Raw genomic sequence first — 26,750 nt, 5'->3', positions numbered from 1 at the left:
AAGCCAAGGCCACAGAAATACAGTGTAAAAAAAGCCAATAAAAACAATGCCAGTCAGGCTTAACTGACTGGCATTAGACCCAAGGGTCGCTCTTTTTCATGGCAGCAAACGCGCGATTATTCGTCGCTCGCTGCGCCCTCTTCAGTAGACCCTTCAGAGGATCCTGCGGCGGCAGAGCCGGCGTCTGGCGTGGTATCAGTGCCTTCAGACACCTCACCGTCAATGGCCATGACGTCGTTCTCTTCCTCATCGCTCTCGGCAATGCGCTGCAGGCCAACCACGGTCTCGTCTTCACCGGTACGGATCAGACGAACACCGCCGGTGTTACGGCCTATGATGCTCACTTCGGAGACACGAGTACGTACCAGGGTGCCGCCATTGGTGATAAGCATGATCTGGTCGGTATCATCGACCTGGATCGCATCGATCACCTTGCCGTTGCGCTCGTCCACCTTGATGGAACGAACGCCCTGAGTACCACGGCTCTTGGTCGGGTACTCGGTCAGCGCGGTACGCTTGCCGTAACCGTTCTCGGTCGCGGTCAGGATGGCGCCCTCGCCACGGGGGACGATCAGGGAAACCACCTTGTCGCCGTTGAGCAGGCGGATACCGCGTACCCCACCGGCGGTACGGCCCATGGGACGCACGCCCTTGAAGGTACCCTTGCTTTCGGTACTCTCGCTGCCTTCGCCGTTGTCGCTGCCATCATCGTCGTTGCCAGCGTCAATGACACTCTCGTCATCCCCGTCGACATCATCGCTGACATCGGCATCGGCTGCATCGGCGCGGCCGCTACCTTCATTGAAGCGAACCACCTTGCCCGCATCGGAGAACAGCATGATCTCGTTGCTGCCATCTGTGATGTCTACCCCGATCAACTCATCACCCTCTTTGAGGTTGATGGCACGAATACCGGAGGAGAGCGGACGACTGAACGCAGACAGGCTGGTTTTCTTCACGGTACCATCAGCGGTAGCGAAGAAGACGTACTTGTCGTCGGCATACTCTTTGACCGGCAGGATGGCGGTGATACGTTCACCCTCTTCCAGCGGCAGCAAGTTGATGATCGGACGACCACGGGCGCCACGGGACGCCTCCGGCAGCTGATACACCTTGAGCCAGTAGACCTTGCCACGGGTGGAGAAGCACAGAATGGTGTCATGGGTGTTGGCCACCAGCAGACGCTCCACAAAGTCCTCTTCCTTGATCCGGGTGGCTGACTTGCCACGACCACCGCGGCGCTGGGCCTCGTAGTCGGTGATCGGCTGGTATTTCACGTAACCCTGGTGAGACAGGGTAACCACCACGTCTTCCGGCGTGATCAGATCTTCGATGTTGATCTCGGCGCTGGAGGCGCTGATCTCGGTGCGACGTTCGTCGCCATACTGCTCGCGCACGGCCAGCAGTTCATCGCGGATCACTTCCATCAACCGTTCCGGGCTTGCCAGGATGAACAGCAGCTCGGCAATCAGATCCAGCAGAGATTGATACTCTTCCAGGATCTTGCCGTGCTCGAGGCCGGTCAGCTTGTGCAGACGCAGGTCAAGGATGGCCTGGGCTTGCTGCTCGGTCAGGAAGTATTGACCTTCACGGATGCCGAATTCCGGCTCCAGCCACTCGGGGCGGGCCGCGTCGTCGCCTGCTTTTTCCAGCATGGCGGCCACGTTGCCGAGCTCCCAACCGCGGGCAACCAGTTTGGCTTTGGCATCTGCGGGCGTATCGGAGTGACGGATCAGCTCTATGATGGGGTCGATGTTGGCCAGCGCGACGGCCAGACCTTCAAGGATGTGAGCCCGATCCCGCGCCTTGCGCAGCTCGAACACGGTCCGGCGGGTCACGACCTCACGGCGGTGCAGCAGGAACGCATCCAGAATGTCTTTAAGGTTCATCACCTTGGGCTGGTTGTTATCGAGCGCCACCATGTTGATGCCGAACGTGGTCTGCAGCTGGGTGTGCTTGTAGAGATTGTTCAGCACAATCTCGCCAGACTCGCCACGTTTGATCTCGATAACGATGCGCATGCCGTCTTTATCAGACTCATCGCGCAGGGCACTGATGCCCTCGACCTTCTTCTCTTTGACCAGCTCGGCGATCTTCTCGATCAACCGCGCCTTGTTCACCTGATAAGGCAGCTCGTGAACGATGATGGTCTCGCGACTGGTCTTGTCGTCCACTTCCACTTCGGCTTTGGCACGCACATAGACGGAGCCACGACCGGTACGATAGGCCTGCACTATGCCAGCACGACCATTGATGATGGCGCCGGTGGGGAAATCAGGCCCTGTGATGTAGGTCATCAACTCATCGATGGTGAGATTGCCATTCTCGATAAGCGCCAGACAACCGTTCACTATCTCGGTCAGGTTGTGAGGAGGAATGTTGGTCGCCATGCCCACCGCGATACCGGATGAACCGTTGACCAGCAGGTTGGGCACCTTGGTGGGCATGACAGCCGGGATCATCTCGGTGCCATCATAGTTGGGCACCCAGTCCACGGTTTCTTTGTCCAGATCAGCCAGCAGCTCGTGGGAGATGCGGGCCATCCGCACTTCGGTGTAACGCATGGCGGCGGCGCTGTCGCCGTCGACCGAACCGAAGTTGCCCTGACCATCGACCAGCATGTAACGCATGGAGAAATCCTGCGCCAAGCGGACAATGGTGTCATACACGGCAATGTCGCCGTGCGGGTGGTATTTACCAATTACGTCACCGACCACACGGGCCGATTTTTTATAGGGCTTGTTCCAGTCGTTCCCCAACTCGTTCATAGCAAACAGAACGCGGCGGTGAACCGGTTTCAAGCCATCACGCACATCCGGCAGAGCTCGTCCTACGATCACGCTCATGGCGTAATCAAGATAGGAACTCTTGAGCTCTTCTTCGATGTTGATCGGCGTGATCTCTCTGGCCAGATCGCTCATAGAAAGCCTTAATCCCTAATTAGTTGTTCTTTGGCTTAAACAGCGCGCCATGGTAACACACTGAGCCAAATACCTTAAGCCACAAATCCGGCTAACAAGTCGGGCTGGTGTGACAAAGTGTCTCCGTTATAATGCCCGCCAGGACAATAGATTGCGCCCGAGTCTTGCTACCTGCGCGCCCTGCCACAGGATCCACAAAATATGAATAGTGATGCCAATGTCGATCTGACAGAAATCGCCAAATTTGAAGCCATCGCCTCCCGCTGGTGGGACATGGAGGGCGAGTTCAAGCCACTGCATCAAATCAATCCGGTGCGCCTTGACTGGATCACCGACAAGAGCGGCGGCCTGTTTGGCAAGCGCATCCTCGACATCGGCTGCGGTGGCGGCATTCTCTCCGAGAGCATGGCCCGTCGGGGTGCTCACGTCACCGGCATCGACATGGGCAAGGAGCCTCTCGGGGTCGCCCGCCTGCACGCCCTGGAACAAGGGGTGGAGCTCCAATACCAGCAGATGACGGCGGAGGAGCACGCAGGCCAGGCCCCTGGCCAGTATGACGTGGTCACTTGCATGGAGATGCTGGAGCATGTGCCTGATCCGGCTTCGGTGCTGCGCGCCATCGCCACTCTGGTGCGCCCGGGCGGACGGGTGTTCGTCTCCACCATCAACCGCAATCCGAAAGCCTATCTGATGATGATCATCGGCGCCGAATACCTGATGAAGATGGTCCCCAAAGGGACCCATGATCATAAGAAGTTCATCACCCCCGCCGAGCTGTGTCGCATGGGTGAAGCAGCAAGCCTCTTGGTACGGGACATGAGCGGGGTGCACTACGCGCCGCTCTCCAACCAGTTCAAGCTTGGCAAGAACGTCGACGTCAACTACATGGTGGAGTTCATCCGCCCGGAGCATGGCTGATGATCGATAACAAGCCGGTACCACTGCGCTGTGTGCTGTTTGACCTGGATGGCACCTTGCTCGATACGGCGCCGGACTTGGGCGCCGCCGTCAACCATGTGCTGGTGAGCGAAGGCTTTGCGCCGCTCTCTGACGCCATCATCCGACAGACCACCTCCCACGGCGCGCTTGGGCTGCTCAAGGCCGGGCTTGGCGATGAGCTGCTCGAAGAGCTGGGGGCCACTCGCCTGCGCACCGCCCTGCTCGACTACTACGCGGCCAACCTCTGTGTCGGCACTCGACCCTATGAGGGGATGGTGAATCTCATCGAGTGGCTGGACGAGAAAAAACTGCCCTGGGGCATAGTCACCAACAAGCCGGGCTTTCTCACCGAACCGCTGCTGGCCGCCTTGCCCGAGCTTGCCAGTTGCGGCGTGACTGTCAGTGCCGACACCCTGCCGGTGCGCAAGCCCGACCCTGCCCCCATGTACTTTGCCTGTGAACAGTTGGGGGTCGACGCCGCCCACTGCCTCTATGTGGGGGATCATGTGCGTGACATAGAGGCGGGCCGCAATGCGGGCATGCGCACCGCCGTCGCAGGCTGGGGTTATCTGAGTGATGACGAGGATCCCGCCGACTGGGGCGCGGATCTGCACTTCGATACCGTGCAGGCCCTGCACCATTGGCTGCGTTACGAGCTGAGCTAATCCTGTTTGCCACCAGACAGCCAGATTGATGGATAATAAAGGCAGCTTTATCGCCAATCGGTGGCCAGATGAGCACGATTGGCGACCCTTGCAGGCACAAGGATGAGACCAGGGGAGGTCCGGATTGATCTCCCTTTTTTGCCGTTTGGCAACCGCCAACAGACTGGGACAGGACACCTTTTGACCCTTGCTGCACAAGGGATAACCAGACTGAATTTGCTAGTAAAAACACCCCGTTTTCGCAAGCAAAAAAAGTTATTTAAATTTTCCATGTTCGATCATCAGACTTGCATTTACCGGATCGGACGCATGAAAACCCACTCACTGTGAGCGTCCACTAACATGGGTCTCGACACCCACAATTTATCCACAGCTAATGCCTTATCCACAGATTGCAAAGCGAGGGCGACCTCACTATCTTGTAGCTCGCACTCAAAATAACACTATATCTTGTGATTCATCGCACAATACGCCCCCACCTCCCGCAGCCGTTCACGGCGCCGAGGCCAGCGCAGTGCGATGGTTTTTCGGGAATCAACTGAAGGTCATCAGCCAATGAACTTGTTTGTGACGAAGCGTAACGGCCACAAAGAACCCATCGATCTGGATAAAATTCACCGCGTGCTGGATTGGGCCGCCGAAGGGCTCGACAACGTGTCGGTCTCCCAGGTGGAACTCAAGTCCCACATCCAGTTCTATGACGGTATCCGTACCGCCGATATCCACGAAACCGTCATCAAGGCCACTGCTGACCTGATCTCCGAGCAAAGTCCGGATTACCAGTACATGGCTGCCCGTCTGGCCATCTTCCATCTGCGCAAGAAAGCCTACGGCCAGTTCGAGCCGCCCCACCTCTACCAGCACGTCGCCCGTCTGGTAGACATGGGCAAATATGACAAGCACCTGCTGACCGACTACACCCAGGCCGAATTCGAGGAGCTCAACGAGCACCTGGATCACTGGCGTGACATGAACTTCTCCTACGCCGCCGTCAAGCAGCTGGAAGGCAAGTACCTGGTGCAGAACCGCGTCACCGGCGAGATCTACGAGAGCCCGCAGTTCCTCTACATACTGGTAGCGGCCTGCCTCTTCTCCAAGTATCCGAAAGATACCCGTCTGAGCTACATCAAGCGTTTCTATGATGCGGTGTCGACCTTCAAAATTTCGCTGCCGACCCCCATCATGAGCGGTGTGCGTACCCCGACCCGTCAGTTCAGCTCCTGCGTGCTGATCGAGTGCGATGACAGCCTGGATTCCATCAATGCCACCGCCAGCGCTATCGTCCGTTATGTCTCCCAGCGCGCCGGCATCGGCATCAACGCCGGTCGCATCCGTGGCCTGGGCAGCCCCATCCGTGGCGGCGAAGCCTTCCACACCGGCTGCATCCCCTTCTACAAGTACTTCCAGACTGCGGTCAAATGCTGCTCTCAGGGCGGTGTACGCGGTGGTGCAGCCACCCTTTTCTATCCGCTGTGGCACACCGAAGTGGAGAGCCTGCTGGTACTGAAAAACAACCGCGGCGTGGAAGAGAACCGGGTCCGTCACATGGACTACGGCGTGCAGATCAACAAGCTGATGTACCAGCGCCTGATCAAGGGCGGCGATATCACCCTGTTCTCCCCGTCCGATGCCCCCGGCCTGTACGACGCTTTCTTTGCGGATCAGGACAAGTTCGAGCAGCTCTACGTCAAGTACGAGCAGGACCCGGCCATTCGCAAGAAGACCATCAAGGCGGTCGACCTTTTCTCCCTGATGATGCAGGAGCGCGCCGGCACCGGTCGCATCTACATCCAGAACGTGGATCACTGCAACACCCACAGCCCGTTCGATCCAAGCGTGGCGCCGGTACGCCAGTCCAACCTCTGCCTCGAGATTGCACTGCCCACCAAGCCGCTCAACAACGTGGATGACGAAGAGGGAGAAATTGCCCTGTGCACCCTGTCTGCCTTCAACCTCGGCGCCATCGAGAAGCTGGAAGATCTGGAAGAGATGGCGGATCTCGCCGTGCGCGCCCTGGATGCCCTGCTCGACTATCAGGACTACCCGCTCAAGGCCGCCCAGAAAGGCAGCATGAACCGTCGCACCCTGGGCATTGGCGTCATCAACTACGCCTACTACCTGGCCAAGAACGGCGCCCGTTACTCCGATGGCTCCGGTCTGGCGCTGACCCACCGCACCTTCGAGGCGATCCAGTTCTACCTGCTGAAGGCCTCCGTGCAGCTGGCCCGCGAATTCGGCCCCTGCCCGGCGTTCAACGAGACCACCTATGCCCAGGGCATTTTGCCCATCGATACCTATAAAAAGGATCTCGACAACCTGTGCAACGAGCCGCTGCACCTGGACTGGGAAACCTTGCGTGAAGAGATAAAGACAGTGGGGCTGCGCAACTCCACCCTGACCGCCTTGATGCCGAGCGAGACCTCCAGCCAGATCTCCAACGCCACCAACGGCATAGAGCCGCCCCGCGGCCTGGTCTCGGTCAAGGCCTCCAAGGATGGCATTCTCAAACAGGTGGTGCCCGAGTATCATCGCCTGAAAGATCAATACGAATTGCTCTGGAAGCAACCGAGCGTCGATGGCTATCTGCAGCTGGTCGGTATCATGCAGAAGTTTGTGGATCAGGCGATCTCCGCCAACACCAACTACGACCCTGCCCGTTTCGAAGGCAACAAGGTACCGATGAAGCAGTTGCTCAAGGATCTGCTGACCGCTTACAAATACGGCCTCAAGACCCTCTACTATCACAACACCCGTGATGGGGCGGATGACGCACAAGCCGATATGCAAGATGACGGTTGTGCCGGTGGGGCTTGTAAAATATAAGCCATTGCAAGATCTGACAACCGGGCGGGAGCGACAAGCTCCCGCTCTCCTGTTTATCCATTCAATACATTCTGGTAACCATGGCCTATTCAACTTTCTGCCAAACCCAAAACGACCAGCTCAAAGAGCCGATGTTTTTTGGCCAATCGGTCAATGTGGCCCGTTATGATCAACAAAAACACGAAGTCTTTGAACGGCTGATCGAGAAGCAGCTCTCCTTCTTCTGGCGCCCGGAAGAGGTGGATGTCTCCCACGACCGCATCGACTATCAGGCGCTACCGCCCCACGAGCAGCACATCTTCATCTCCAACCTGAAGTACCAGACCCTGCTGGATTCCATCCAGGGTCGCAGCCCGAACGTGGCGCTGCTGCCGCTGGTCTCCATTCCGGAGCTGGAAACCTGGATCGAAACCTGGGCCTTCTCGGAGACCATCCACTCTCGCTCCTATACCCACATCATTCGCAATATCGTCAACAACCCGGGTCAGGTGTTCGATGACATAGTGACCAACGAGCAGATCCTCAAACGCGCAGGCTCCATCAGCTGCTTCTACGATGACCTGATTGAAGCGACCGCGCTCTACAACCTGCACGGTGAAGGCACTCACAGCGTCGCCGGACAGATGCGCACCATCACTCTGCGCGAGCTGAAGAAGAAGCTCTATCTGTGTCTGATGAGCGTCAATGCCCTGGAGGCAATTCGCTTCTACGTCAGCTTCGCCTGCTCCTTTGCCTTCGCCGAGCGCGAATTGATGGAAGGCAACGCCAAGATCATCAAGATGATCGCCCGTGACGAAGCGCTGCACCTGACCGGCACCCAGCACATGCTGAACCTGATGCGCACCGGCCAGGACGACCCCGAAATGGCCGAGATTGCCGCCGAGTGCGAGCAAGCCTGCTTCGAGATCTTCAAGGAAGCCGCCATTCAGGAGAAAGAGTGGGCCGAGTACCTGTTCCAGGACGGCTCCATGATCGGCCTGAACAAAGACATCCTCTGCCAATACGTGGAGTACATCACCAACCTGCGCATGAACGCGGTCGGTCTGCAGCCAGCCTTTGCTGGCGCAAAGCAAAACCCGATCCCCTGGATCAACACCTGGCTGTCGTCCGACAACGTGCAGGTTGCCCCGCAGGAAGTGGAAGTGAGCTCTTATCTGGTCGGCCAGATCGACAGCGAAGTACATGCCGATGATCTCGGTGACTTCGAGCTGTGAGTGAGCACCCAATATGCTGGTCAGTCGGATCGACAGCGAAGTGCACGCCGATGATCTCGGTGACTTCGAGCTGTAAGTCAGCTACCCGATATGCTGCTTGGTCAGACCGGCAGAAACCTAGATGCAGACAATTTATCAGGTGACGTTGAACCGTGAGTGACGCAACCAACACCTTGGCCCCTGCCCTGCAGCCTGCAACGCAGCAGGAGGCACTACAGGCGCCGCTGGTACATACCTGTGATGGCACCCTGCTCGCCCATCCCGGCGAGAGCGTGTTGGAGACCCTGGAGCGCCACGGCCATCAGCTGGAATTCCAGTGCCGCAGCGGTTATTGCGGCGCCTGCCGCACGCCCTTGCTGGCAGGCTCGGTGCACTACCCCAATGTGCCGCTGGCGTTTGTCTCCCCGGGTGAATGTCTACCCTGTTGCTGCAAACCGATCGGTGCCATCCGGCTGGACCTGACGAAGGGGTGAGCCTCCTCGGCAGACTGGGCATAAGCACATACAAAAAAGCCGCCGGATTGCCTCCGGCGGCTTTTTTTTGGCGCCTCCCCTCGAAGGAGGAGGAGCAGGGAAAGGGTCATCAGCGCCTTGTGTGGGTTAGCTGAAAAGCGGCATCACCCGCCACAGTCGCCTTATTCCATTACAATCCCTGTTTCGCTTATATCCTGTTTTGCTTATAACCAGGGCGCAGCAGTCGGCCCATGGTGCAGACCCAGCTTCCAGACCCGGCCAAAGTGCTTGTAGTGACCGGCCGCCACACCCGCCTTCTCACCCATGCCGTGGTAAAGATCCAGGTGCCCCTTCTTCACAGCGCCACCCACATCCAGCGCGATCAAGAGCCGCAACTGGTGCTTGCCGGTCCAGTTGCCGGCCTTGTCGAGCAAAGGCACTTCCGCCAGGATGGGGGTGCCCATCGGCAGCAAACTCTTGTCGGCCGCAACGGCCGCCAGCGGCAACAGCGGAATACCGGCGGCACCAATCACGTCATTGGTGGGGCGACGCTCGAAGAAGACATAAGAGGGATTCTGCTCAACCAGCTCCTTGACGCTCTCCTCCGGTTGGGCGTTGGCCCAATCCTTGATAGCCTTCATCGACATCTTCTCTTTGGGTACCTCGCCCCGGTCGATCAGCACCCGGCCTATGCTCACATAGCCATGACCGTTCTTGCCGCTGTAACCCAGGTATTGCAACCGATCGTCATCCCCATAATGCACAAAGCCCGAGCCCTGCACATCCATCAGGAAGTTGTCGATAAGAGACTTGCTGTAACCCAGCTCCAGCCCACGGTTGGCCAACGCCCCCCGATGGATATCGGCCCGGCTTGGGCAGCGGCCACCACATTTTGGCATGGCATAGATGGGGTACTTGTACTTGGCATCCGGGCGATGGCGCACCTCCAGCACCGGCGAGTAATAACCGGTGAACAGCACGTTGCCCATGCGATCGGCGCCGCCCAGCTGGGCAAGGCTGATGCCGTACTGGGTGATATGGGCCGGATTGCCACCATTGGCAACCCAGCGGGAGAGCTGATGATAGAGCTCGCCATAACGGCGGGTCATCTTGCCGGAACGCTCCAGCACCAACCGGCTCTGGGGGCCGAACTTGCTGAAATCAGAACGCTGGCGGCTGTTGATGCGCTCTACCCGCACCAGATCGCCCGGCAGGGCACCGTCCAGATACTGCTTGCCCAGGTTTTCCGGCACCTCGCAGTTGAGAAAACATCCGGCATCGGGTTTCTTTTTGGGCACCTGCACCTGCTCAGGAGTGCCCGCACAACCGGCCAGCCCCAGCACGGCAGCGGTCAGCCAGTACGCGTGTTTGTTCATATGTCCTCATATAACACCAAGCCTCATGCTTGGCGGGGAAGATGCCAAATTTGCTGGGGGAAAGCAAACGCCTTCACCCCCTTGGCGACGGATTTCTCCAAAGGGGATCTTCTGGGTTATAACAAGGTAACAAGGTGTGAGAGGCCATGGATGGAACAGCTCGAGATCTTCCCGCTACAGAGCCCCTGTATCGGGGTATGCGAAGTGAACAACAAGGGCTACTGCAAGGGCTGCCTGCGCAATCGGGAAGAGCGTTTCAACTGGCTCACCATGACACAGACCCAGCAGCAGGAGGTGATGCGTCTTTGCCGTGGCCGCAAGGCGCGGGTTGAGGCCGCGCGCCGCAAGGCACAAGAGGCCGAGCAAGCCAACCAGCCAGCGCAGTCCGGCTGGGATTTTTAACTTGCCCACGGACTGGCCCATTTCTTTCCGCTTGTTTAGCCCCATCAGAAACAGACAAGGCGACCCGCAGGTCGCCTTGTCATTTACACCCTTGACGTTGTCAGGTCGTCGCCAGTTTGGCCTGCTCTTCGCCGCGCTTGAGCATGGCGTAGCCAACCCCTGTCACCAGGGAACCGGCGGCGATTGCCAGTATGTACATGAACACATGGCTGATGGCGTTCGGAATGAAGAGCACGAACAGACCACCGTGAGGTGCAACCAGCTCGCAGCCGAACAGCATGGAGAGCGCGCCAGTCAGGGCGCCACCCGCCATGCATGCCGGGATGACGCGCATCGGATCCTTGGCGGCAAACGGAATGGCCCCCTCGGAGATGAAGCACAGACCCAGTACGAAGGAGGCCTTGCCTGCTTCCTGCTCCGTCTTGATGAACTTGGCGCGCGCCAGGAAGGTGGCGATCCCCATCCCCAGTGCCGGTACCATACCGGCGGCCATCACGGCAGCCATGGGGGCATAGGTTTTGGAGGCGAGCAAGCCGACACCGAAGGCGTAGGCCGCCTTGTTTACCGGACCACCCATGTCGAAGCACATCATGGCGCCTATGATGACACCCAGCAGCACGGCGTTGGCAGAGCCCATGTTGTTGAGGAACTCTGTCATGGCACTCATGATGCCCGCAACCGGACCACCCACCACGTAGATCATCACCAGACCGGTAAACAGGCTGGCAAACAGCGGGATGATGAGGATGGGCTTGAGCGCTTCCAGGGTCACCGGCAGGCGCACCTTGTCGCTCAGGTACTTGGCACTGTAACCGGCCAGGAAACCGGCGACGATACCGCCGAGGAAACCGGCGCCCAGGGAGCTTGCCAGCATACCGCCAATCATGCCTGGCGCCAGACCCGGACGATCGGCGATGGAGTAGGCAATGTAACCGGCCAGCACAGGGATCATCAGGGCGAAGGCTGAGGCACCACCGATCGTCATCAAGGCGGCGGCCAGGCTGCCTTCCACCTTGAACGCTTCGATACCAAAGATGAAGGAGATGGCAATGATGAGACCACCGGCCACCACCATGGGCAACATGAAGGAGACACCGGTCAGCAGGTGCTTGTAGGGGCCCGCCTTCTCCTCCTTCTTGGGCTGAGTGGCGCCGCTGTGGCGATAGACCTTGGCTTCCAGCCACGCCTTGTCGAGCTCGGCGCGGGTCTTCTTCAGCGCAGCACCGGTACTGGTGCGATACACCTGCTTGCCATCAAAGCGGGTCATGTCCACTTCGATATCGGTGGCGAGGAACACCAGATCGGCGGCGGCGATTTCATCCGCGGTCAGGGCATTCTGGGCACCGACCGAGCCTTGAGTCTCGACGCGGATCTGGTAACCCAGCTGCTTGGCCATGGTTTCGAGCGCTTCCGCCGACATGAAGGTGTGGGCCACCCCAGTCGGACAGGCGGTGACTGCGACTATGCGTTTGGCCGAGGCCGGCTGGGCGGCGGCGACCGGCGCAGCCTGATGATGATAGACACTGGCACCACTGGCGGCGGCGTCAAGTACGGCGACCGGATCCTGCAAGGCAAGATCCATGCTCCCCTGATAGAGACGCTTGCCATCGTAGGCGGCGAGATCCACGGGGGCACTTGCCACCACCAGGATCAGGTCAGCGGCGGCAATCTGCTCTTTTGAGGGGATCTGGCGCGGTTGTACGCTGGAGCCAACATCGAGTGTGAGCTCCCAACCCGCCAGTTTGGCCTGTTGTTCTATCCGTTTAGCAACGAGAAAGCTGGTGGCAATGCCCGCCGGGCAAGCCGTGACCAAGATTGCTTTCATTGGGCATCTCCTGAGTTTTCCATTGAAGGGGAATGGGTATTGAGTTGAGCAGGGGCAAGGTCATCCAGACGTTGCACACGCACCTGCTCGAGTAAGGGTGTCAACACGTTCATATCGTTAAAACCGACGGCCACCTGACTGACGGCCAGCGCCGAAACGGCGGTGGCTAGACGCAAGGTCTGCTCCGGCGCCCAGCCGAGACTGAGGCCATGGGCCAGCCCCGCGACCAGGGAGTCACCAGCACCGACGGTACTGACGACCTGCATACGGGGTGGTATGGCCTGCCAGGTGGCATCCGGACCAAACCAGACGAGGCCATCTGCACCGTTGGAGATCACCACATGGGCTATCCCCTGAGCCTGCAGCTCGCGGGCACACTCGGCCTGCTCGTTCAAGGTCTTGATGGGACGACCGGCCCACTGACTCAGCTCTTCCAGATTGGGCTTTATCAGGGTCGGTGCAGCCTTGATGCCCTCTTTCAGAGCCACGCCGCTGCAATCGAAGATCACCTGCTTGCCTTTGGCCTTGAGCAAGGTAATGAGGCGGGCGCAATAATCAGGCGCCACCCCTTTGGGCAGACTGCCCGCCAGCACAAACCAGTCTGCCTGTGGTGCCAACTCGTCAATCGCGGCCTCAAGGACCTTCACTTCACGCTCGTCAATGATGAGCCCCGGCAAGTTGAGGTCGGTGACCCTGCCAGATTGCTCGGAGATCTTGACGTTGATGCGGGTATTGCCCGCCACGCGCACGAAGTGATCACCCAGGGCTCGCTCGGCAAACAGCGAGACGAAGCTCTGTTGATTGTCAGCGCCGAGCCAGCCGGTCAGCCCGACGTCACGGCCCAGATCTTTCAAGACCATGGCAACGTTGATCCCCTTGCCTGCGGCGCGCAAATTGGCTTCGCTCACCAGGTTCACCTCGCCAAAGGCCATGGCCTCGAGACGAGTGGTGAGATCCAGCGCCGGGTTGAGGGTGATGGTGACGATATCCATCAGTGCGCCCCCTCACCCAGGCCTGCGGCGATGGCGGCGCCAATGCCCTTGAGGGCCGCTTCGGCATCCGCCCCTTCTGCGCGAAATGCCAAGCGATGACCGCACTTGACCCCAAGGCCAATCACCTTCATCAGACTCTTGGCGGAGACGGCTTCACCGCTGCCATCGAGGTTGGCAACACGAATGTCGGATTCGAACTCCTTGGCCACCTTGACCAGCATGGCGCCCGGACGGGCGTGCAAGCCATGGGGGTTGATGATGGTGAAGGTATCAGACAGACCGCTCGCCGGCCCTGCTTGCAACATGGCAAGGCCCTCGGCGCCAGCCAGCGTCGCAAGTTGGCCTGCGGCGGCCAGCTTGGCCAGATTGTCCAGCTGCGGCAGATGGCTGGCATCGGCGGCGCACAGCAGCAGCAAGGCACTGACCGGCAGTTCCCCTGCCTGCAACTGCGCGCTCGGGGTCGCCACGACCCAGCCGGTCTGGGCCGCCTGCGTACGGGCCAGCCAGACTCCCTCCCCCAGATAGGCAGGGTCACTTGCCAGCAGGGAGCTGACCATGGCGGCCTCCCCCCAACCGGCGGATTTGGCGCGGGCGGCAGCCCCCAGCAGCAGTTGGTCACGGTCGTCTGCGGGAAAGTCGGCCAGGGTCAGGAACTGGACTTCTTTCGCCGCGCTGGCACCGGTCAGAATATTGATGATGGTGTCGGCATCGGTGGCATTTTTCAGCGCAGCTGCCGCCTGCTCGTCACCCAGTACATGGGTAAGCTGGCGCAAAATGCCCAGATGCTCGTCGGATTTGGCGGCGATGCCGATGGCCACATAGGCGATCTGCCCCTCGTCCCATTCGATCCCCTTGGGGAACTGGGCCACCATGACACCCGTGCTCTTGACCAGATGGCGGGTGTCCGTGGTGCCGTGGGGAATAGCGATGCCGCTGCCAAGGTAGGTGGCGTGCTGGGCTTCCCGCGCCAGCATGCCGTCTACATAGCCTGCTTCCACCAGACCGGCCTCGGTCAGTTTGCTTGCCAGCAGAGCGATGGCATCCGCCTTGGTCGCCACCGACTGCCCCAGCAAAATCTGCTGCTGTGCCAACTTCAACATAGATATTCTCCATCAGGTTCCGGGCTGGCCGTGCGGCTCACCGGATCAATACAATTGAAAATTCGGGTAATTTGCCTGCTGACAATAGACCGGATTGCATCCCGCCGGAGCGATATCGCATTTTTATACCCGGACATCGATTGCCTGCTGACAAGCTGAATCGTTTCACTTACACTCAGACTGAATCGTTTCAGCCAATTGATCAAGTACCCGCAAAGAGTGCTTTTCAATGATATGATCCCGCGCACACTTTTCGGTGCCCTCACCTGGCAGTGACCGTGGGCCTTGCAACTCAAACAGAGCCGATATGATGAAACTGGATGAAATCGCCGCCCTCGCCGGTGTCTCGCGCACCACGGCCAGCTATGTGATCAATGGCAAGGCCGATCAATACCGCATCAGTCAGGCAACCCGTGACAAAGTGATGGCGGTGGTGACCGCCCACAACTACCAACCTGACAGCCGCGCCGCCTCCCTGCGCGGCGGCCAGACCAAGACCCTCGGCTTTATCCTGCCCGACCTCGAGAACGCCAGTTATGCCAAACTCGCCAAGCGCCTCGAACAGGGGGCCCGAGCCCAGGGTTATCAGCTGTTGATCGTCTGCTCGGAAGATGAACCCGCCACCGAGAAAGAACTGGCCGAGATGCTGGCCAGTCGCCATGTGGATGCCCTGCTGGTGGCCAGTTGCCTGCCGCCGGACGATCCCTTCTATCCGCGCCAGCAGGCGCGCGGCATCCATGTGCTGGCCATCGACCGGGCCATGGCCGCCGACAAGTTCGTGACCGTCGCCAGTGAAAACCAGAAGGCGAGCTTTGATCTCACCGCCTCCCTGCTTACCCCGGCGCTCAAGCACATCGCCTTGATCACTGCGCTGCCTGAACTCACGATCAGTCAGGAACGAAAAGCGGGCTTCGAGCAGGCTGTCGCCAGCCACACCACGACCCGTCACCTGTGCGAAGGAGTACATTTCTCCCGCGTCGAAGGCTATCGCCTGATCAAGGAACTTCATCATCAACTCGGCCAGCTGCCCGAAGCACTGGTTGCCACCTCCTACATATTGATGGAGGGAGTACTGGATTATTTGCTGGAACAAGAGACCGACATGAGCCAGCTCGCCATGGCCACCTTCGGCGACGATCGCCTGCTCGATTTCCTCCCCTTTGGCATCAACTCCCTGCCTCAGCAACACGATGCACTGGCGAGCCAGGCGCTGGATCTCGCCCTCAAGGCCATCAATGGCGAGTACCAATGCGGGCTGCACTATGTGAGCCGGACCCTCAAGCGTCGTCGCTAAGCAGCCCCCTCACGCGCTGGCGGCGACCGCCATCTTCGCCAGCGCGTTTTTCCTCCATTGGCTTGCCAGCCCTTTTCACTCCCCAGCATATAGTTCTGTCATCTTTTATTTCCACCTATTGCGCCCTTCCAGTACAAAATCCGACTTTACAGGCTTGTTTCCACTATTTTGATCCGTTAACTTGGCAACCAACTTTTACAACCAACGGGTTTTTCGTAACGATGCGTCCACTCCGATATTGCTAGCCTCCGGTTTCAACCCCGGAGGCGTCTTGATGACACCGCCACTTTCACTCTTTTTGAACACGCAGTTTCTCGATCCGGATGGACACAATGAACACCAAAACCCTGGGTTGTACCCTGTTGATTGCCGGCACCACCATAGGCGCCGGCATGCTGGCCCTGCCGCTGGCCTCCTCATCTCTGGGCGGCCCTGCCACTTTGCTGCTGATGATAGGGCTCTGGGCCCTGATGGCCTTCACCGCCATGTTGCAGGTGGAAGCCAGCCTCAACACCGGCAAGTGGTACCTGCACCAGCTGGCGGATCACCTGCTCGGCCCCTGGGGCAAGGGCATCGCCTCTTTTTGTATCCTGATGCTGTTTTACTCCCTGGCCTCCGCCTACATCAGTGGCGGCAGCAGCCTGCTGGCCCAGGCGCTGGCCGATGCGGGCATGACCATTAGCCAGGAGCAGGCTGCCTGGGCCTTTACCTTGCTGTTCGGTGGCATGGTCTGCGTCGGTACCCGCTCGGTGGATTACCTCAATCGACTGATGTTCGCCGTCAAACTGGTGATCATGGTGGCGGTACTGGGGCTGCTGCTGCCCCGCGCAGAAGGGCAGCACCTGCTCTCCCTGCCGCTCGGCCAGGGGTTGCTGCTGGCAGGCTTGCCCGTCATCTTCACCTCGTTCGGCTTTCACGGCTCCATCCCGAGCGTCATGCTCTATCTGGGGGATTGCCCCAAGCAGCTGCGCCGGGTCTTTGTGTGGGGCTCCGCCCTGCCGCTGATCCTCTATGTGCTGTGGCAAGTGGCCATTTTGGGGCTGCTCGGTCAGCAGACCCTGATCCAGAGCGGCGGGGCACTGGATAGCCTCCTGGCCAGCGTCGGCAATCTGGTGAGCTGGCCTGCGTTCAATCAGGCAATGCACCTGTTTGCCGATCTGGCGTTGGCGACCTCTTTCCTCGGCGTAACCCTTGGGCTGTTTGATTTCATGGCCAAAGTGACTCGTCGCAAGGACAACTGGCAGGGCCGCAGCCAGACCGGGCTTATCACCTTCGTGCCGCCCCTGTTGTTTGCCCTCTACTTCCCGCAAGGCTTCATCATGGCGCTGGGCTACGCCGCCATTGCACTGGCGGTACTGGCGGTACTGCTGCCGGTCACCCTGGTGTGGCAGAGCCGCAAGCAGGCAGAGGCGCACCACTACCGCGCCCCGGGTGGCGTACTGGCCCTGGGCCTTGCCGGTGCCATGGGGGTGCTGATCGTCGGCGTACAGGTGAGTGTCAGCCTGGGATTACTGCCAGCTCTGTAACCCTGGCTCCATGATAGATAACGAAAGCCCTGCCAACCTCCGTTGGCGGGGCTTTTTGCCAGCAGGAGTACAGTAAAACCCAATGATGACTCCTTATCGTGGTCGGTATCACTTAGCCCCGTCATGCCGCTCTCTTCAGCACACACATCGATGTACATATTCATCACTAGTCACGCAAATATGTACATATACGTACAAATCTTCTACACTGAGTGCAGATAAACCCTTCACGCCCTCTTGTGCGGCGTGAACAATAGAAGGAGGAGACATGGCCGCAACAGCACAAAAAGCAATGAAAGAAGGCGCCATAGACCCCAGCAAGGCACTGCCTGTGGTATTCCGCATCCTGGACAAGTGGCAGTGCAACACAGATGAACAACTGACACTGCTCGGCATTTCATCTCGTTCAACATTGAACAAATACAAGGAGTCAAACGGCGGGATCCGCCTCAGCGTGGATATGCAGGAGCGAATGAGCTACCTCCTCAACATCCACAAGAGCCTGAGGGTGCTGTTCAGCGCCGATGACAGCATCTATGGCTGGGTACGCAAGCCCAACAGCCACCCCTTCTTTGCCGGTCGCAGCGCGATGGAAATCATGAAGGGTGGCCGGGTGGCCGATCTCTATGAAGTGGCGACCCGATTGCACGCCTGGCGCGGGGGTATGGCCTGATGCAGGAGCCGCCACTGATCCCATTCAAGGGAGAGCGGGCCTACCGGATCATTCCGAGCCGCTACCCCACTATCTGTGTCTATGAAGATGTGGCCAATGCGGACGAACTGGAGGCGGTATGGGCCATGGAGGCACTGACCAACGACAGATTGCGGGAGGAGGCGGGAGACTTGTCTCGCGTCCCCAGGGCCGATTGGCTGGTGGGCTTGCACGGGGGCAGCTATGTGATGGCCGCCTTTACCCATGTCAATCCGGAAGGGGCCCGTTTTACCACGGGCGATTTCGGTGGCTATTACTGTGCACCTCTGCTCGATACCGCCGTCAAGGAGACTGTCTACCATCAGGAGCGGATCTTCGGCTACACCGGAGAACCTGCCCAGAAAGTGCAGATGCGGGTGCTCTGTGCCGAGTTCAGTGCCAACCTGGTCGATATCACAGGGGACGCATTTCTCTCCACCCCTCTCTATCACGCCACCAGCTATAGCCAGTCTCAAGTCTTTGCCCTGGAGCAGAAAACCCGGGGGGTGGATGGCATCCACTACCGCTCGGTGCGTCACAGCGGCCACAATTGCCATGTCCTCTACCGCCCCTGTCTCATTACCCGGATCCATCAGGCCCAGCATCTGGAGTACCACTGGAATGGCAGTGCCATCGCCAATGTGCTGGAGATCAAGCTGTATGGGGAGTGATATCGAGACGAAACGGCAATAAACTGCCCGCCAGAAATGACAAAAGCCCTGCCGGATTGGCAGGGCTTTTTACATCAACCGATGCAGCGTGAGGGTATCCCCTCACCTGCTTACTGGTTGTGGGTAGCGCGACGGGGGCGACGAGCCTGGGCCGGTTTGCCAGCAGCATCAACCGGACGCTGCGCACCTTGCGGTTTGGGCTTGCCACTGTTGCCGGTGCGAGCACCGCCAGCGTTGCCACCATTGGCAGAGCGACCTGCGCCCTGACGCTGGCCTTGACCTTGCGGACGCGGCGCTGCACGGCGCGGCTCGCTCGGGTCACGAGGCTCTTTGCGCAGGGGCGCGCCGATACCACGGGCAATGTTGTCCAGGGTTTCGCGGGAGGCTTCAAAACCGGCCACCTGCTCGCACGGTATGTTCTGCTTGGTCAGACGCTCGATCGCCTTGATAAGCTTGCCTTCATCGGCAGCAACCAGAGAGATGGCATGACCGGCAGCACCGGCACGACCGGTACGGCCGATGCGGTGAACATAGTCTTCCGCCACGTTGGGCAGCTCGAAGTTGACCACTTGCGGCAACTTGTCGATGTCCAGACCGCGGGCAGCAATGTCGGTCGCCACCAGCACCTTGACGTTGCCATCCTTGAAACCGGCCAGGGCACGGGTACGGGCACCCTGGCTCTTGTTGCCGTGGATGGCGGCGGCGCTGACGCCGTTCTTGTCGAGGGTCTCGGCAACACGGTTGGCCATGTGCTTGGTACGGGTAAAGACCAGTACCTGCTGCCAGTCATTGCTGGTGACCAGATGGCTCAGCAGACCTATCTTGTTGGCCTTGTCGCACGGGTGTACCAGCTGCTCGATACGCTCGGCCGTGCTGTTGCGCGGCGCCACTTCGATCACGGCCGGATTGTTGAGCAGGCCGGTGGCCAACTCGCGGATCTCTTCGGCGAAGGTCGCGGAGAAAAGCAGGTTCTGACGCTGCTTGGGCATCAGGGCCAGGATCTTGCGGATATCGCGGATAAACCCCATGTCGAGCATGCGATCCGCTTCGTCCAGCACCAGTATTTCGACTTCGTCGAACTTGACGGCATTCTGGTTGTAGAGGTCCATCAGGCGGCCCGGGCAGGCCACCAGCACGTCCAGACCACGGCGAGTCGCCATCATCTGCGGATTGATGCTGACGCCGCCAAACACTACATGGCTGCGCATCGGCAAATGCTTGCCGTAATTGCGCACGCTCTCGCCCACCTGGGCAGCCAGCTCACGGGTCGGAGTCAGTACCAGAGCGCGAATACGGTTCGGAGAAACCTTGCGCTTGCTCTCCATCAGACGCTGAAGCATCGGCAGGGTAAAGCCTGCGGTCTTGCCAGTCCCTGTTTGGGCCGCCGCCATCAGGTCGCGGCCAGCCAGAACGGCGGGGATCGCTTGCAGCTGAATGGGAGACGGGGTGTCGTAGCCTTGCTCGGCAACGGCACGCAACAAGGGTTCGGCCAGACCGAGGGAAGAAAAACTCATAATTACCTGCTAGGGATAGTGGCGCCGGGGATTTGTGGTGGGGCTCCTCTGCTGAGCCGATGCCATCTCACAAGAACTGGGCCTATTGAGAAAACAACGATTTCCCCGGGGAGCAGAGCAAAGGGGAAAGAATAGAGGCGCAGTCTAACGGAGTTGCTGTGGATAAACGAGAAAAATGTGATATTCATCCCAGCACAAACCCAAAAAGTGGGTCAGCGTCCTATTCAGCACGCCCACCTCAGAACTCATTCGAATCAAGCTATGCTGGATGCCAGATAAGATGCGACCATCATCTCAGTCCCGGAACAAGGAGGTTCAGGCTCATGGCAGTTCATATCACACGCATCCACAGGGCATGGCGACCCGTTGCCCTGCTGCTCATAGCGCTGGGGGCAAGTCTGCCCCTTGGCGCCAAGCCCCCTTTGACGGTCGCCTGGAATCACTGGCCCCCTTTTAGCTACATCAATCCACAAGGCACCCTGGATGGGCTGGACGTCACCCTGACCAGCCAGATCCTCAGGCAAGCGGGGCTGGAGACGCGTTTTCGCAATCTGCCCTGGGCCCGCACCTTGCATCTCATCGAGCTGCAACAGCTGGACTTGGCCATGGGAGCACTCGATACGCCGGAGCGACGCCAGTTCGCGCGTTTCTCTGTCCCCTACCGGCGCAGCACCTTCGTGCTCTTGAGCAACAACCCCATACCGGGCCATGCCAATCCCTGGCAGCGTATCCAGAGCCTCCCCGACTTGTGCCAGCAGACAGCACTACGCCTGGGCAAGCTGCGCGGCACCCGCCCCACCCAGCAGATGGAGAACTGCCCAGCCCTCAAGAGCGCCACCGAATACAATGCCGACGACAGGTTGATCGATCTGTTGCTGGCCCGCCGTCTGGACGGGGTCATCATGGAGTGGCAATACGCACGCTATCGCCTGACACAGCTGGGGGCCGAGAAGGTTATCAGCTGTCAGTTGTTGCTGCACCACCAGCCAGTCAGCCTGATGTTTGCCAAAGAGGCAGTAAGCGAGGCCGAGATAGCTCGTGTCAATGAGGCCATCGCCACCCTGCCCCCGCCAAACATTCGCTTTGCCCCGCCTCCCTGTCGCTTTGGCAATCCAGAGGGCGAAGCAATCCCTCGACCAGCATCTGCACAACCCCAGCCAGGCTGACAGTCCCGAAACATTAAACTCAAGCCAATAAAGAAGGCGACCCTGAGGTCGCCTTCTTGCTCTGTTATTGACAGTGCTTCTTGATTGTGCCCCCGGATCAGCCGGGCATTCGAAAAACCGATCAGCGCAGTTGCGGCGTCTGGGTCAGCACACCCTGATTCTGGGCGCGATGGCGCAGCAGGTGATCCATCAACACCAGCGCCAGCATGGCTTCGGCGATGGGCACGGCGCGAATGCCAACACAGGGATCGTGGCGCCCCTTGGTGATCATCTCGATGGCTTCGCCTTCGGTATTGATGGTCTTGCCCGGCACGGTAATGCTGGAGGTAGGCTTGAGCGCCATGCTCACCACTATGTCCTGACCCGACGAGATACCGCCCAGAATGCCACCCGCATGGTTGCTGGCAAAGCCGGCCGGGGTCATCTCGTCGCGATGTTCGGAGCCTTTTTGCTCCACCACCGCGAAACCGTCGCCTATCTCCACCCCTTTCACCGCATTGATGCCCATCATGGCGTGGGCGATGTCGGCGTCAAGGCGATCGAAGACTGGCTCGCCGAGGCCCACAGGCACCTTGGTCGCGATGACCTGGACCTTGGCACCGACACTGTTGCCCTCTTTTTTCAGATCGCGCATGTACTGATCGAGCGCCTCCAGCTTACCCGCATCGGGGAAGAAGAAGGGGTTCTGCTCAATTTGCGCCGCGTCAAAGCCTTCCGCCTTGATGGGGCCGAGCTGTGAGAGAAAGCCGGTGATCTCGATGCCATGCATCTGCTTGAGGTACTTCTTGGCAATGGCACCCGCCGCCACCCGCATGGCAGTTTCACGGGCGGAGGAGCGACCGCCCCCCCGATAATCCCGCTGGCCATATTTCTGGTGGTAGGTGTAATCCGCATGGCCCGGACGAAATACATCCTTGATGTCGGAGTAATCCTTGGAACGCTGATCGGTATTCTCGATGAGCAGCCCGATGGAGGTGCCCGTGGTCCTGCCCTCGAACACACCTGAGAGGATCTTCACCTCATCCGGCTCGCGCCGCGGCGTGGTGTAGCGGGAAGTACCCGGCTTGCGCCGATCCAGGTCTATCTGCAGATCCGCTTCGCTTATCTCGAGTCCGGGCGGGCAACCATCGACCACGGCGCCCAGCGCCAGGCCATGGCTCTCGCCAAAGGTGGTGACCCGAAAGAGTTGGCCAAAACTGTTCCCTGCCATGAGTGCTCCTGCTTAGCTCTTGTAAATCGCGAAATGATCCTGGTACTGCTCCAGTTCCGCCTTGGTCATCACGAACACGCCGTGACCGCCGTTCTCGAACTCGACCCAGGTAAAGGGTACTTCCGGGAACTGGGCTTCCAGGTGGATCATGCTGTTACCCACTTCGACCACCAGCACACCGTCATCCTTGAGGAAGTCGGCAGCATTGGCCAGCAGACGCTTGGTGAGCTTGAGGCCATCGGAGCCGGAGGCCAGCGCCAGTTCCGGCTCGTGACGAAACTCCTGTGGCAAGTCCGACATATCTTCGGAGTCCACATAGGGCGGGTTGGAGACGATGAGATCGTACTTGTCACCGGCGGGCAGATCGCGCATCAGATCGGAGCGGATCGGGATGACCTGCTGCTCCAGACCGTGATCGGTGATGTTGCGCTCGGCCACGTTCAGCGCATCGACGCTGATGTCGATGGCGTCCACTTCCGCATCTGGGAATTCATGGGCCATGATGATGGCGATGCAACCTGAACCGGTACAGAGATCCATGATCCGGGTCGGTTCATGCTTGAGGAAGGGGGCGAAGCGGTTGGCCACCATCTCGGCAATCGGCGAACGGGGAATGAGTACCCGCTCGTCCACGTAGAACTCCCAACCGGCATACCAGGCCTTGTTGCTCAGGTAGGCGGCCGGCACGCGTTCTTGTACGCGGCGAATGATGAGTTCGGCGATGCGATGGCGCTCGCTGGTGGTCAGACGGGAGTGGCGCATACCCAGATCCACGTCAGGCGGCAGATGTAGCGCGGGCAGTACCAGCTGCACGGCCTCATCCCAGGCGTTGTCGGTACCATGTCCGTAGAAGATCCCGGCGTCGTTGAAACGACTCATGGCCCAGCGCAACATGTCCTGGATGGTGTGCATCTCGGCAACCACCTCATCGATAAATATCTTGTCCAAATCCACCTCCAAGTCGAGTAATATCCGGCCCGAGCACCCACTGTATAGCGGGCAAGACGCATACCTGACAAATGAGCCTCTGATGAAAAAAACGCCCTCACCGACGATCGAGGAAAGCCTGCTGTTTCGCGATGCTGTCAAAGGTACCCGGAAAATTAAGCAAGATACCATAAGGGCCGACCTGCGCCCGGTCAAGCAGAAACGCGAACTGCGGGAAAGCCGCGAAAAGCTTGGGGTTGGCCACTTTTTCAGCGACGAGTACCAGCCCCATCTCGATGAGGATGGCCCGACCCGTTACGTGCGTGACGATGTGTCAAAATTCGAGCTGAAAAAGCTCAAACGCGGCATCTATCCGCCAGAGATTTATCTGGATCTTCACGGCATGAACCAGAATCAGGCAAAACAGGAGCTGGCCGCCCTGCTCACCCTCTGCCAGAAAGAGAACATCCATGTCGCCTCCGTGATGCACGGCATCGGCAAACACATCCTCAAGCAGCGGATCCCGAGCTGGCTGGCCCAGCACCCCAATGTGCGCGCCTTTCATCAGGCCCCCCGTGAATGGGGCGGCGACAGCGCCATTCTGGTGCTGCTGGACATAGAGGAATAGCGCTCGCTTTTCGACGAGCTGCCGTTGCCGTCTTGGTGACGTCAACAAGGCACCCGGCCTCCACCTTCACACCAAAGCTCCATATGCCTCCCGCAACGAGTAAATCGGCAGCACTATACTGAATATCAATATGTTATTCGTCATGGAGGTTGCATGTTTACAAAGGGTTCTCATGCCGAGATCAAATCATCTCTCGATGCCATCGGTGCGGCGGTGGCGGTATTTTCCCTGGATGCGGATGATCGCTTCATCCTGGTCTCGGCCAACGATACCTTTGCCCAGGCATTCGAGCTGGATGTGCCGGGCACCATAGGAAAACGACTCAACGAGATGTTTCCCCGCTACATCACCGGCAGCATAGAGCAGCCGATGCATGACTGTGTCAGCCAGCAAACCGGGCTGGAGAGCGAGCTCCCCATCGATACTCTATCGCGTACCAGCTGGTGGCGTTTCATCCTCTCCCCCATCATCATTCCCGAACAGTCCCGGATCACCCGCATCATAGTCACCGCCATCGACATCACGGCCAAAAAGCAGTTGGAAGATGCACTCAAAATGAGTCGAAAGCGTTTTGAAGCCGTGGTGAACTCGGCCTATGACGGCATCATCAGCGTCAGCAGCGAGTCCCGTATCGAGCTCATCAATACCGCTGCCTGCGAGATGTTCGGGGTTGATGAGAGCTATGTGGGCAAACGGCTGGAAACCCTGTTGCCCCTGCGCTTTCGCTCCAACCACGAGAGCTATTTCAGAGCCTTCAGCAACTCCCCCATCAACTCGCGCCCCATGCACGCCCGTGCCTCCGTCATGGGTTTGCGCCGCGATGGCAGCGAATTTCCGCTGGAAGTGACCATCGCCAAGATCAATCTGGGCCAAACCACTGAGATGACCGCCATACTGCGGGACATTTCGGAGCGGGCCCGTCTGGTGGAAGAGCTGAAAGTGGCGGCCACCACGGATCCCCTGACCGGGATCGCCAACCGGCGCCGATTCGACGAGCTGGTCAAGCAGGAAGTGCAGCGCTGCCAGCGTTTCGGCCATACCATGAGTCTGCTGCTGCTCGACATCGATCACTTCAAGCAAGTCAACGACACACACGGCCATCAGCAAGGGGATCAGGCGATCCTCAGTCTGGTGAGGCGTATTGCCAAGCAACTGCGGGAGGTGGACATACTGGGCCGCTGGGGTGGCGAGGAGTTCATCATCTTGCTGCCGGAAACCTCGCTGGATCTGGCCTGGGCCAGTGCAGAGCGGATCCGGCTAGCCATAGCGTCAGAGAGCCACCCATTGGGCGCCGACATCGAGATCCCGCTTACCGTCAGTATCGGCATCAGCGCCAGTCAAGGCCCACAAGATAACGTCGACAACATGGTGCGCCGGGCCGATACAGCGCTTTATCTGGCCAAAAAACAGGGGCGAAACTGCTGCATCAAAGAGGCAACTGAGCAGCCGTAAGCCGGAATGTGACCACACCAAAGACTCCCCGCGTCAGACCTGAATGATGTTGAATTCAGGTCTGACGCAGCAGCACAGCTAACCGTACCTTGTCCCGCCCACCACTGGAGAGGATCAGCCCACCTGCCAGCACCTCACACGCTTTTTGCAACAAGGGTTGATGCGCAGCTCTTGGCAGATGAAACAGTGAATCCCAGATAACCACCCCATCGAAAGGCCCTGCGGGTTGATCATTTTCAATACCTGCCTCGATCCAGACCTGCTCAGGGAAGTCCTGCCGAGCCTGCACCAATGAGGTGGCTGAGTAATCCGCACCCGGCACGTCATAACACATGAGCTGATCAAGAAGGCGACATCATGGCTTGGGCGCAAACTGCTCGAACACCTGCTGGCCGGTCAGGGTGGGCGTCTCGTTCTTCAACTCGTAAAAGTCAGGCTTCTCATCGATGAAGATCTGGCTCGCCAGCTTAAAATCGTTCCTCTGGAAGAGGCCGGCCGGCACTATGTATTCATCCGTCGGCAGCAGATGATAGAAGAGGTGAGTGCCGCAGGTGGGGCAAAATCCGCGCTCCGCCCACTCCGATGATCGATAGGCGACAGGGGCGATCCCGGTGAAGCGCACGTCCGCACCGCAATGCACCGCAAACAGCGGCCCACCCGACCAGCGCCGGCAGGTGGTGCAGTGGCAGAGATTGACCTCCTGATGATCTCCGGTCGACACAACGATGCCGCCGCACAAACAATGTCCTTGCATAACGCCTCCCTAACAAGATGGATCCAAGCCGTTCTTCGGCCAGATTTCGCATCAGATGAGTACCATGCCTGTCACACCCTCGCCATTAACTGCCTCACAAAACACCAATGAAACATGGTTATACCAACGACCTAAATAGCTGTTCCGAATAGTAGATCACCGGAGGAAGGGAACTCAGTCCAGTTTGTGCGATCTGATTAGTCGCTAA

At 59.1% G+C, this 26,750-nt stretch carries 23 protein-coding genes; 13 read left to right on the top strand and 10 right to left on the bottom strand.

Annotation, left to right across the window (positions count from 1 at the left end; translation table 11 throughout):
- Positions 1 to 116 precede the first annotated feature (116 nt).
- The gene (gyrA, locus tag OKC28_RS20765) at positions 117 to 2,921 is read right to left on the bottom strand and encodes a DNA topoisomerase (ATP-hydrolyzing) subunit A (protein ID WP_219589983.1); all 2,805 of its coding nucleotides are present in this window, start codon (positions 2,919 to 2,921) and stop codon (positions 117 to 119) included.
- Between the two features lie 201 nt (positions 2,922 to 3,122).
- Here gyrA and ubiG point away from each other — a divergent pair, with 201 nt between their 5' ends.
- The 5 genes from ubiG to yfaE all read left to right on the top strand — a co-directional run bounded on the left by ubiG (position 3,123) and on the right by yfaE (position 9,035).
- Positions 3,123 to 3,839, top strand: coding sequence for a bifunctional 2-polyprenyl-6-hydroxyphenol methylase/3-demethylubiquinol 3-O-methyltransferase UbiG (gene ubiG, locus OKC28_RS20760; RefSeq protein ID WP_021140534.1), 717 nt, complete (start codon positions 3,123 to 3,125; stop codon positions 3,837 to 3,839).
- Complete coding sequence (locus tag OKC28_RS20755) at positions 3,839 to 4,525, top strand: HAD family hydrolase (protein ID WP_021140535.1); 687 nt, start codon at positions 3,839 to 3,841, stop codon at positions 4,523 to 4,525. The genes ubiG and OKC28_RS20755 overlap by 1 nt, the downstream gene beginning before the upstream one ends.
- A 555-nt stretch (positions 4,526 to 5,080) precedes the next feature.
- Positions 5,081 to 7,348 carry a class 1a ribonucleoside-diphosphate reductase subunit alpha gene (gene nrdA, locus OKC28_RS20750; protein WP_212539473.1) on the top strand — a complete coding sequence of 756 codons (2,268 nt, stop codon included), beginning with the start codon at positions 5,081 to 5,083 and terminating at the stop codon, positions 7,346 to 7,348.
- A gap of 80 nt (positions 7,349 to 7,428) precedes the next feature.
- A complete protein-coding gene (gene nrdB, locus OKC28_RS20745) occupies positions 7,429 to 8,562 on the top strand; it encodes a class Ia ribonucleoside-diphosphate reductase subunit beta (protein ID WP_021140537.1) in 1,134 nt (377 codons plus the stop codon).
- A gap of 152 nt (positions 8,563 to 8,714) precedes the next feature.
- Positions 8,715 to 9,035 carry a class I ribonucleotide reductase maintenance protein YfaE gene (gene yfaE, locus OKC28_RS20740; protein ID WP_021140539.1) on the top strand — a complete coding sequence of 107 codons (321 nt, stop codon included), beginning with the start codon at positions 8,715 to 8,717 and terminating at the stop codon, positions 9,033 to 9,035.
- Positions 9,036 to 9,238: 203 nt separating this feature from the next.
- Here the strand turns inward: yfaE and mltA are convergent, their stop codons facing one another.
- The gene (gene mltA / locus OKC28_RS20735; protein WP_021140540.1) at positions 9,239 to 10,390 is read right to left on the bottom strand and encodes a murein transglycosylase A; all 1,152 of its coding nucleotides are present in this window, start codon (positions 10,388 to 10,390) and stop codon (positions 9,239 to 9,241) included.
- Positions 10,391 to 10,540: 150 nt separating this feature from the next.
- On the opposite strand from mltA, the gene OKC28_RS20730 reads away from it, so the two are divergent.
- Positions 10,541 to 10,792, top strand: a complete 252-nt coding sequence (locus OKC28_RS20730; protein WP_005315494.1) for a DUF1289 domain-containing protein — start codon at positions 10,541 to 10,543, stop codon at positions 10,790 to 10,792.
- Positions 10,793 to 10,892: 100 nt separating this feature from the next.
- Here the strand turns inward: OKC28_RS20730 and fruA are convergent, their stop codons facing one another.
- From fruA to fruB, 3 genes are read right to left on the bottom strand one after another with little or no spacing between them, the layout of a single operon-like run.
- On the bottom strand, positions 10,893 to 12,617 hold the full coding sequence (gene fruA / locus OKC28_RS20725; RefSeq protein WP_021140541.1) for a PTS fructose transporter subunit IIBC: 1,725 nt from the start codon (positions 12,615 to 12,617) through the stop codon (positions 10,893 to 10,895).
- Positions 12,614 to 13,609 carry a 1-phosphofructokinase gene (gene pfkB, locus OKC28_RS20720; protein WP_021140542.1) on the bottom strand — a complete coding sequence of 332 codons (996 nt, stop codon included), beginning with the start codon at positions 13,607 to 13,609 and terminating at the stop codon, positions 12,614 to 12,616. Before pfkB ends, fruA begins: the two co-directional genes overlap by 4 nt.
- Positions 13,609 to 14,709 (bottom strand): fused PTS fructose transporter subunit IIA/HPr protein, encoded by a 1,101-nt coding sequence (fruB, locus tag OKC28_RS20715; RefSeq protein ID WP_096119465.1) that lies wholly within the window; start codon positions 14,707 to 14,709, stop codon positions 13,609 to 13,611. The genes pfkB and fruB overlap by 1 nt, the downstream gene beginning before the upstream one ends.
- 307 nt (positions 14,710 to 15,016) lie before the next feature.
- Between fruB and cra the strand changes: the two genes are divergently transcribed.
- From cra to OKC28_RS20695, 4 genes are all read left to right on the top strand, one after another.
- The gene (gene cra / locus OKC28_RS20710; protein WP_021140544.1) at positions 15,017 to 16,003 is read left to right on the top strand and encodes a catabolite repressor/activator; all 987 of its coding nucleotides are present in this window, start codon (positions 15,017 to 15,019) and stop codon (positions 16,001 to 16,003) included.
- 332 nt (positions 16,004 to 16,335) lie between these two features.
- Complete coding sequence (locus tag OKC28_RS20705; RefSeq protein ID WP_021140545.1) at positions 16,336 to 17,529, top strand: aromatic amino acid transport family protein; 1,194 nt, start codon at positions 16,336 to 16,338, stop codon at positions 17,527 to 17,529.
- Between the two features lie 268 nt (positions 17,530 to 17,797).
- Positions 17,798 to 18,202, top strand: coding sequence for an MbcA/ParS/Xre antitoxin family protein (locus OKC28_RS20700; protein WP_005315478.1), 405 nt, complete (start codon positions 17,798 to 17,800; stop codon positions 18,200 to 18,202).
- Positions 18,202 to 18,891, top strand: a complete 690-nt coding sequence (locus OKC28_RS20695) for an RES family NAD+ phosphorylase (protein WP_021140546.1) — start codon at positions 18,202 to 18,204, stop codon at positions 18,889 to 18,891. The genes OKC28_RS20700 and OKC28_RS20695 overlap by 1 nt, the downstream gene beginning before the upstream one ends.
- A 110-nt stretch (positions 18,892 to 19,001) precedes the next feature.
- Here the strand turns inward: OKC28_RS20695 and OKC28_RS20690 are convergent, their stop codons facing one another.
- Positions 19,002 to 20,405, bottom strand: a complete 1,404-nt coding sequence (locus OKC28_RS20690) for a DEAD/DEAH box helicase (protein WP_058393941.1) — start codon at positions 20,403 to 20,405, stop codon at positions 19,002 to 19,004.
- Between the two features lie 323 nt (positions 20,406 to 20,728).
- On the opposite strand from OKC28_RS20690, the gene OKC28_RS20685 reads away from it, so the two are divergent.
- Positions 20,729 to 21,571 (top strand): substrate-binding periplasmic protein, encoded by an 843-nt coding sequence (locus OKC28_RS20685; RefSeq protein WP_021140548.1) that lies wholly within the window; start codon positions 20,729 to 20,731, stop codon positions 21,569 to 21,571.
- A gap of 121 nt (positions 21,572 to 21,692) precedes the next feature.
- Here the strand turns inward: OKC28_RS20685 and aroC are convergent, their stop codons facing one another.
- Together aroC and prmB are read right to left on the bottom strand one after the other, a co-directional pair.
- On the bottom strand, positions 21,693 to 22,781 hold the full coding sequence (gene aroC, locus OKC28_RS20680) for a chorismate synthase (protein WP_021140549.1): 1,089 nt from the start codon (positions 22,779 to 22,781) through the stop codon (positions 21,693 to 21,695).
- Between the two features lie 12 nt (positions 22,782 to 22,793).
- Complete coding sequence (gene prmB / locus OKC28_RS20675) at positions 22,794 to 23,729, bottom strand: 50S ribosomal protein L3 N(5)-glutamine methyltransferase (protein ID WP_256688346.1); 936 nt, start codon at positions 23,727 to 23,729, stop codon at positions 22,794 to 22,796.
- A gap of 82 nt (positions 23,730 to 23,811) precedes the next feature.
- Between prmB and smrB the strand changes: the two genes are divergently transcribed.
- Both smrB and OKC28_RS20665 read left to right on the top strand, forming a co-directional pair.
- Positions 23,812 to 24,336, top strand: coding sequence for an endonuclease SmrB (gene smrB / locus OKC28_RS20670; protein ID WP_005315464.1), 525 nt, complete (start codon positions 23,812 to 23,814; stop codon positions 24,334 to 24,336).
- A 153-nt stretch (positions 24,337 to 24,489) separates the two neighbouring features.
- The gene (locus tag OKC28_RS20665) at positions 24,490 to 25,788 is read left to right on the top strand and encodes a sensor domain-containing diguanylate cyclase (RefSeq protein WP_058393944.1); all 1,299 of its coding nucleotides are present in this window, start codon (positions 24,490 to 24,492) and stop codon (positions 25,786 to 25,788) included.
- Positions 25,789 to 25,843: 55 nt separating this feature from the next.
- Here the strand turns inward: OKC28_RS20665 and OKC28_RS20660 are convergent, their stop codons facing one another.
- Both OKC28_RS20660 and OKC28_RS20655 read right to left on the bottom strand, forming a co-directional pair.
- Complete coding sequence (locus OKC28_RS20660; protein WP_256688347.1) at positions 25,844 to 26,122, bottom strand: class I SAM-dependent methyltransferase; 279 nt, start codon at positions 26,120 to 26,122, stop codon at positions 25,844 to 25,846.
- Positions 26,123 to 26,143: 21 nt separating this feature from the next.
- A complete protein-coding gene (locus OKC28_RS20655) occupies positions 26,144 to 26,542 on the bottom strand; it encodes a GFA family protein (protein WP_256688348.1) in 399 nt (132 codons plus the stop codon).
- Positions 26,543 to 26,750 lie beyond the last annotated feature (208 nt).

The organism is Aeromonas sp. D3 (assembly GCF_027705025.1).
GTDB classification, from domain to species: domain Bacteria; phylum Pseudomonadota; class Gammaproteobacteria; order Enterobacterales; family Aeromonadaceae; genus Aeromonas; species Aeromonas salmonicida.
Note: the sequence above shows the minus strand (reverse complement) of the source record. Positions and strands in the feature narration are given on the sequence as shown.

Excerpts from the sequence above, each read along its gene's own strand:
- OKC28_RS20755 (WP_021140535.1), top strand. The coding sequence starts at position 3,839 with ATGATCGATAACAAGCCGGTACCACTGCGCTGTGTGCTGTTTGACCTG.
- OKC28_RS20655 (WP_256688348.1), bottom strand. The coding sequence starts at position 26,542 with ATGCAAGGACATTGTTTGTGCGGCGGCATCGTTGTGTCGACCGGAGAT.
- aroC (WP_021140549.1), bottom strand. The coding sequence starts at position 22,781 with ATGGCAGGGAACAGTTTTGGCCAACTCTTTCGGGTCACCACCTTTGGC.
- OKC28_RS20685 (WP_021140548.1), top strand. The coding sequence starts at position 20,729 with ATGGCAGTTCATATCACACGCATCCACAGGGCATGGCGACCCGTTGCC.
- OKC28_RS20700 (WP_005315478.1), top strand. The coding sequence starts at position 17,798 with ATGGCCGCAACAGCACAAAAAGCAATGAAAGAAGGCGCCATAGACCCC.
- OKC28_RS20660 (WP_256688347.1), bottom strand. The coding sequence starts at position 26,122 with ATGTGTTATGACGTGCCGGGTGCGGATTACTCAGCCACCTCATTGGTG.
- OKC28_RS20730 (WP_005315494.1), top strand. The coding sequence starts at position 10,541 with ATGGAACAGCTCGAGATCTTCCCGCTACAGAGCCCCTGTATCGGGGTA.
- fruA (WP_021140541.1), bottom strand. The coding sequence starts at position 12,617 with ATGAAAGCAATCTTGGTCACGGCTTGCCCGGCGGGCATTGCCACCAGC.
- nrdA (WP_212539473.1), top strand. The coding sequence starts at position 5,081 with ATGAACTTGTTTGTGACGAAGCGTAACGGCCACAAAGAACCCATCGAT.
- gyrA (WP_219589983.1), bottom strand. The coding sequence starts at position 2,921 with ATGAGCGATCTGGCCAGAGAGATCACGCCGATCAACATCGAAGAAGAG.
- OKC28_RS20705 (WP_021140545.1), top strand. The coding sequence starts at position 16,336 with ATGAACACCAAAACCCTGGGTTGTACCCTGTTGATTGCCGGCACCACC.
- smrB (WP_005315464.1), top strand. The coding sequence starts at position 23,812 with ATGAAAAAAACGCCCTCACCGACGATCGAGGAAAGCCTGCTGTTTCGC.
- cra (WP_021140544.1), top strand. The coding sequence starts at position 15,017 with ATGATGAAACTGGATGAAATCGCCGCCCTCGCCGGTGTCTCGCGCACC.
- nrdB (WP_021140537.1), top strand. The coding sequence starts at position 7,429 with ATGGCCTATTCAACTTTCTGCCAAACCCAAAACGACCAGCTCAAAGAG.
- pfkB (WP_021140542.1), bottom strand. The coding sequence starts at position 13,609 with ATGGATATCGTCACCATCACCCTCAACCCGGCGCTGGATCTCACCACT.
- OKC28_RS20690 (WP_058393941.1), bottom strand. The coding sequence starts at position 20,405 with ATGAGTTTTTCTTCCCTCGGTCTGGCCGAACCCTTGTTGCGTGCCGTT.
- fruB (WP_096119465.1), bottom strand. The coding sequence starts at position 14,709 with ATGTTGAAGTTGGCACAGCAGCAGATTTTGCTGGGGCAGTCGGTGGCG.
- OKC28_RS20695 (WP_021140546.1), top strand. The coding sequence starts at position 18,202 with ATGCAGGAGCCGCCACTGATCCCATTCAAGGGAGAGCGGGCCTACCGG.
- ubiG (WP_021140534.1), top strand. The coding sequence starts at position 3,123 with ATGAATAGTGATGCCAATGTCGATCTGACAGAAATCGCCAAATTTGAA.
- mltA (WP_021140540.1), bottom strand. The coding sequence starts at position 10,390 with ATGAACAAACACGCGTACTGGCTGACCGCTGCCGTGCTGGGGCTGGCC.
- OKC28_RS20665 (WP_058393944.1), top strand. The coding sequence starts at position 24,490 with ATGTTTACAAAGGGTTCTCATGCCGAGATCAAATCATCTCTCGATGCC.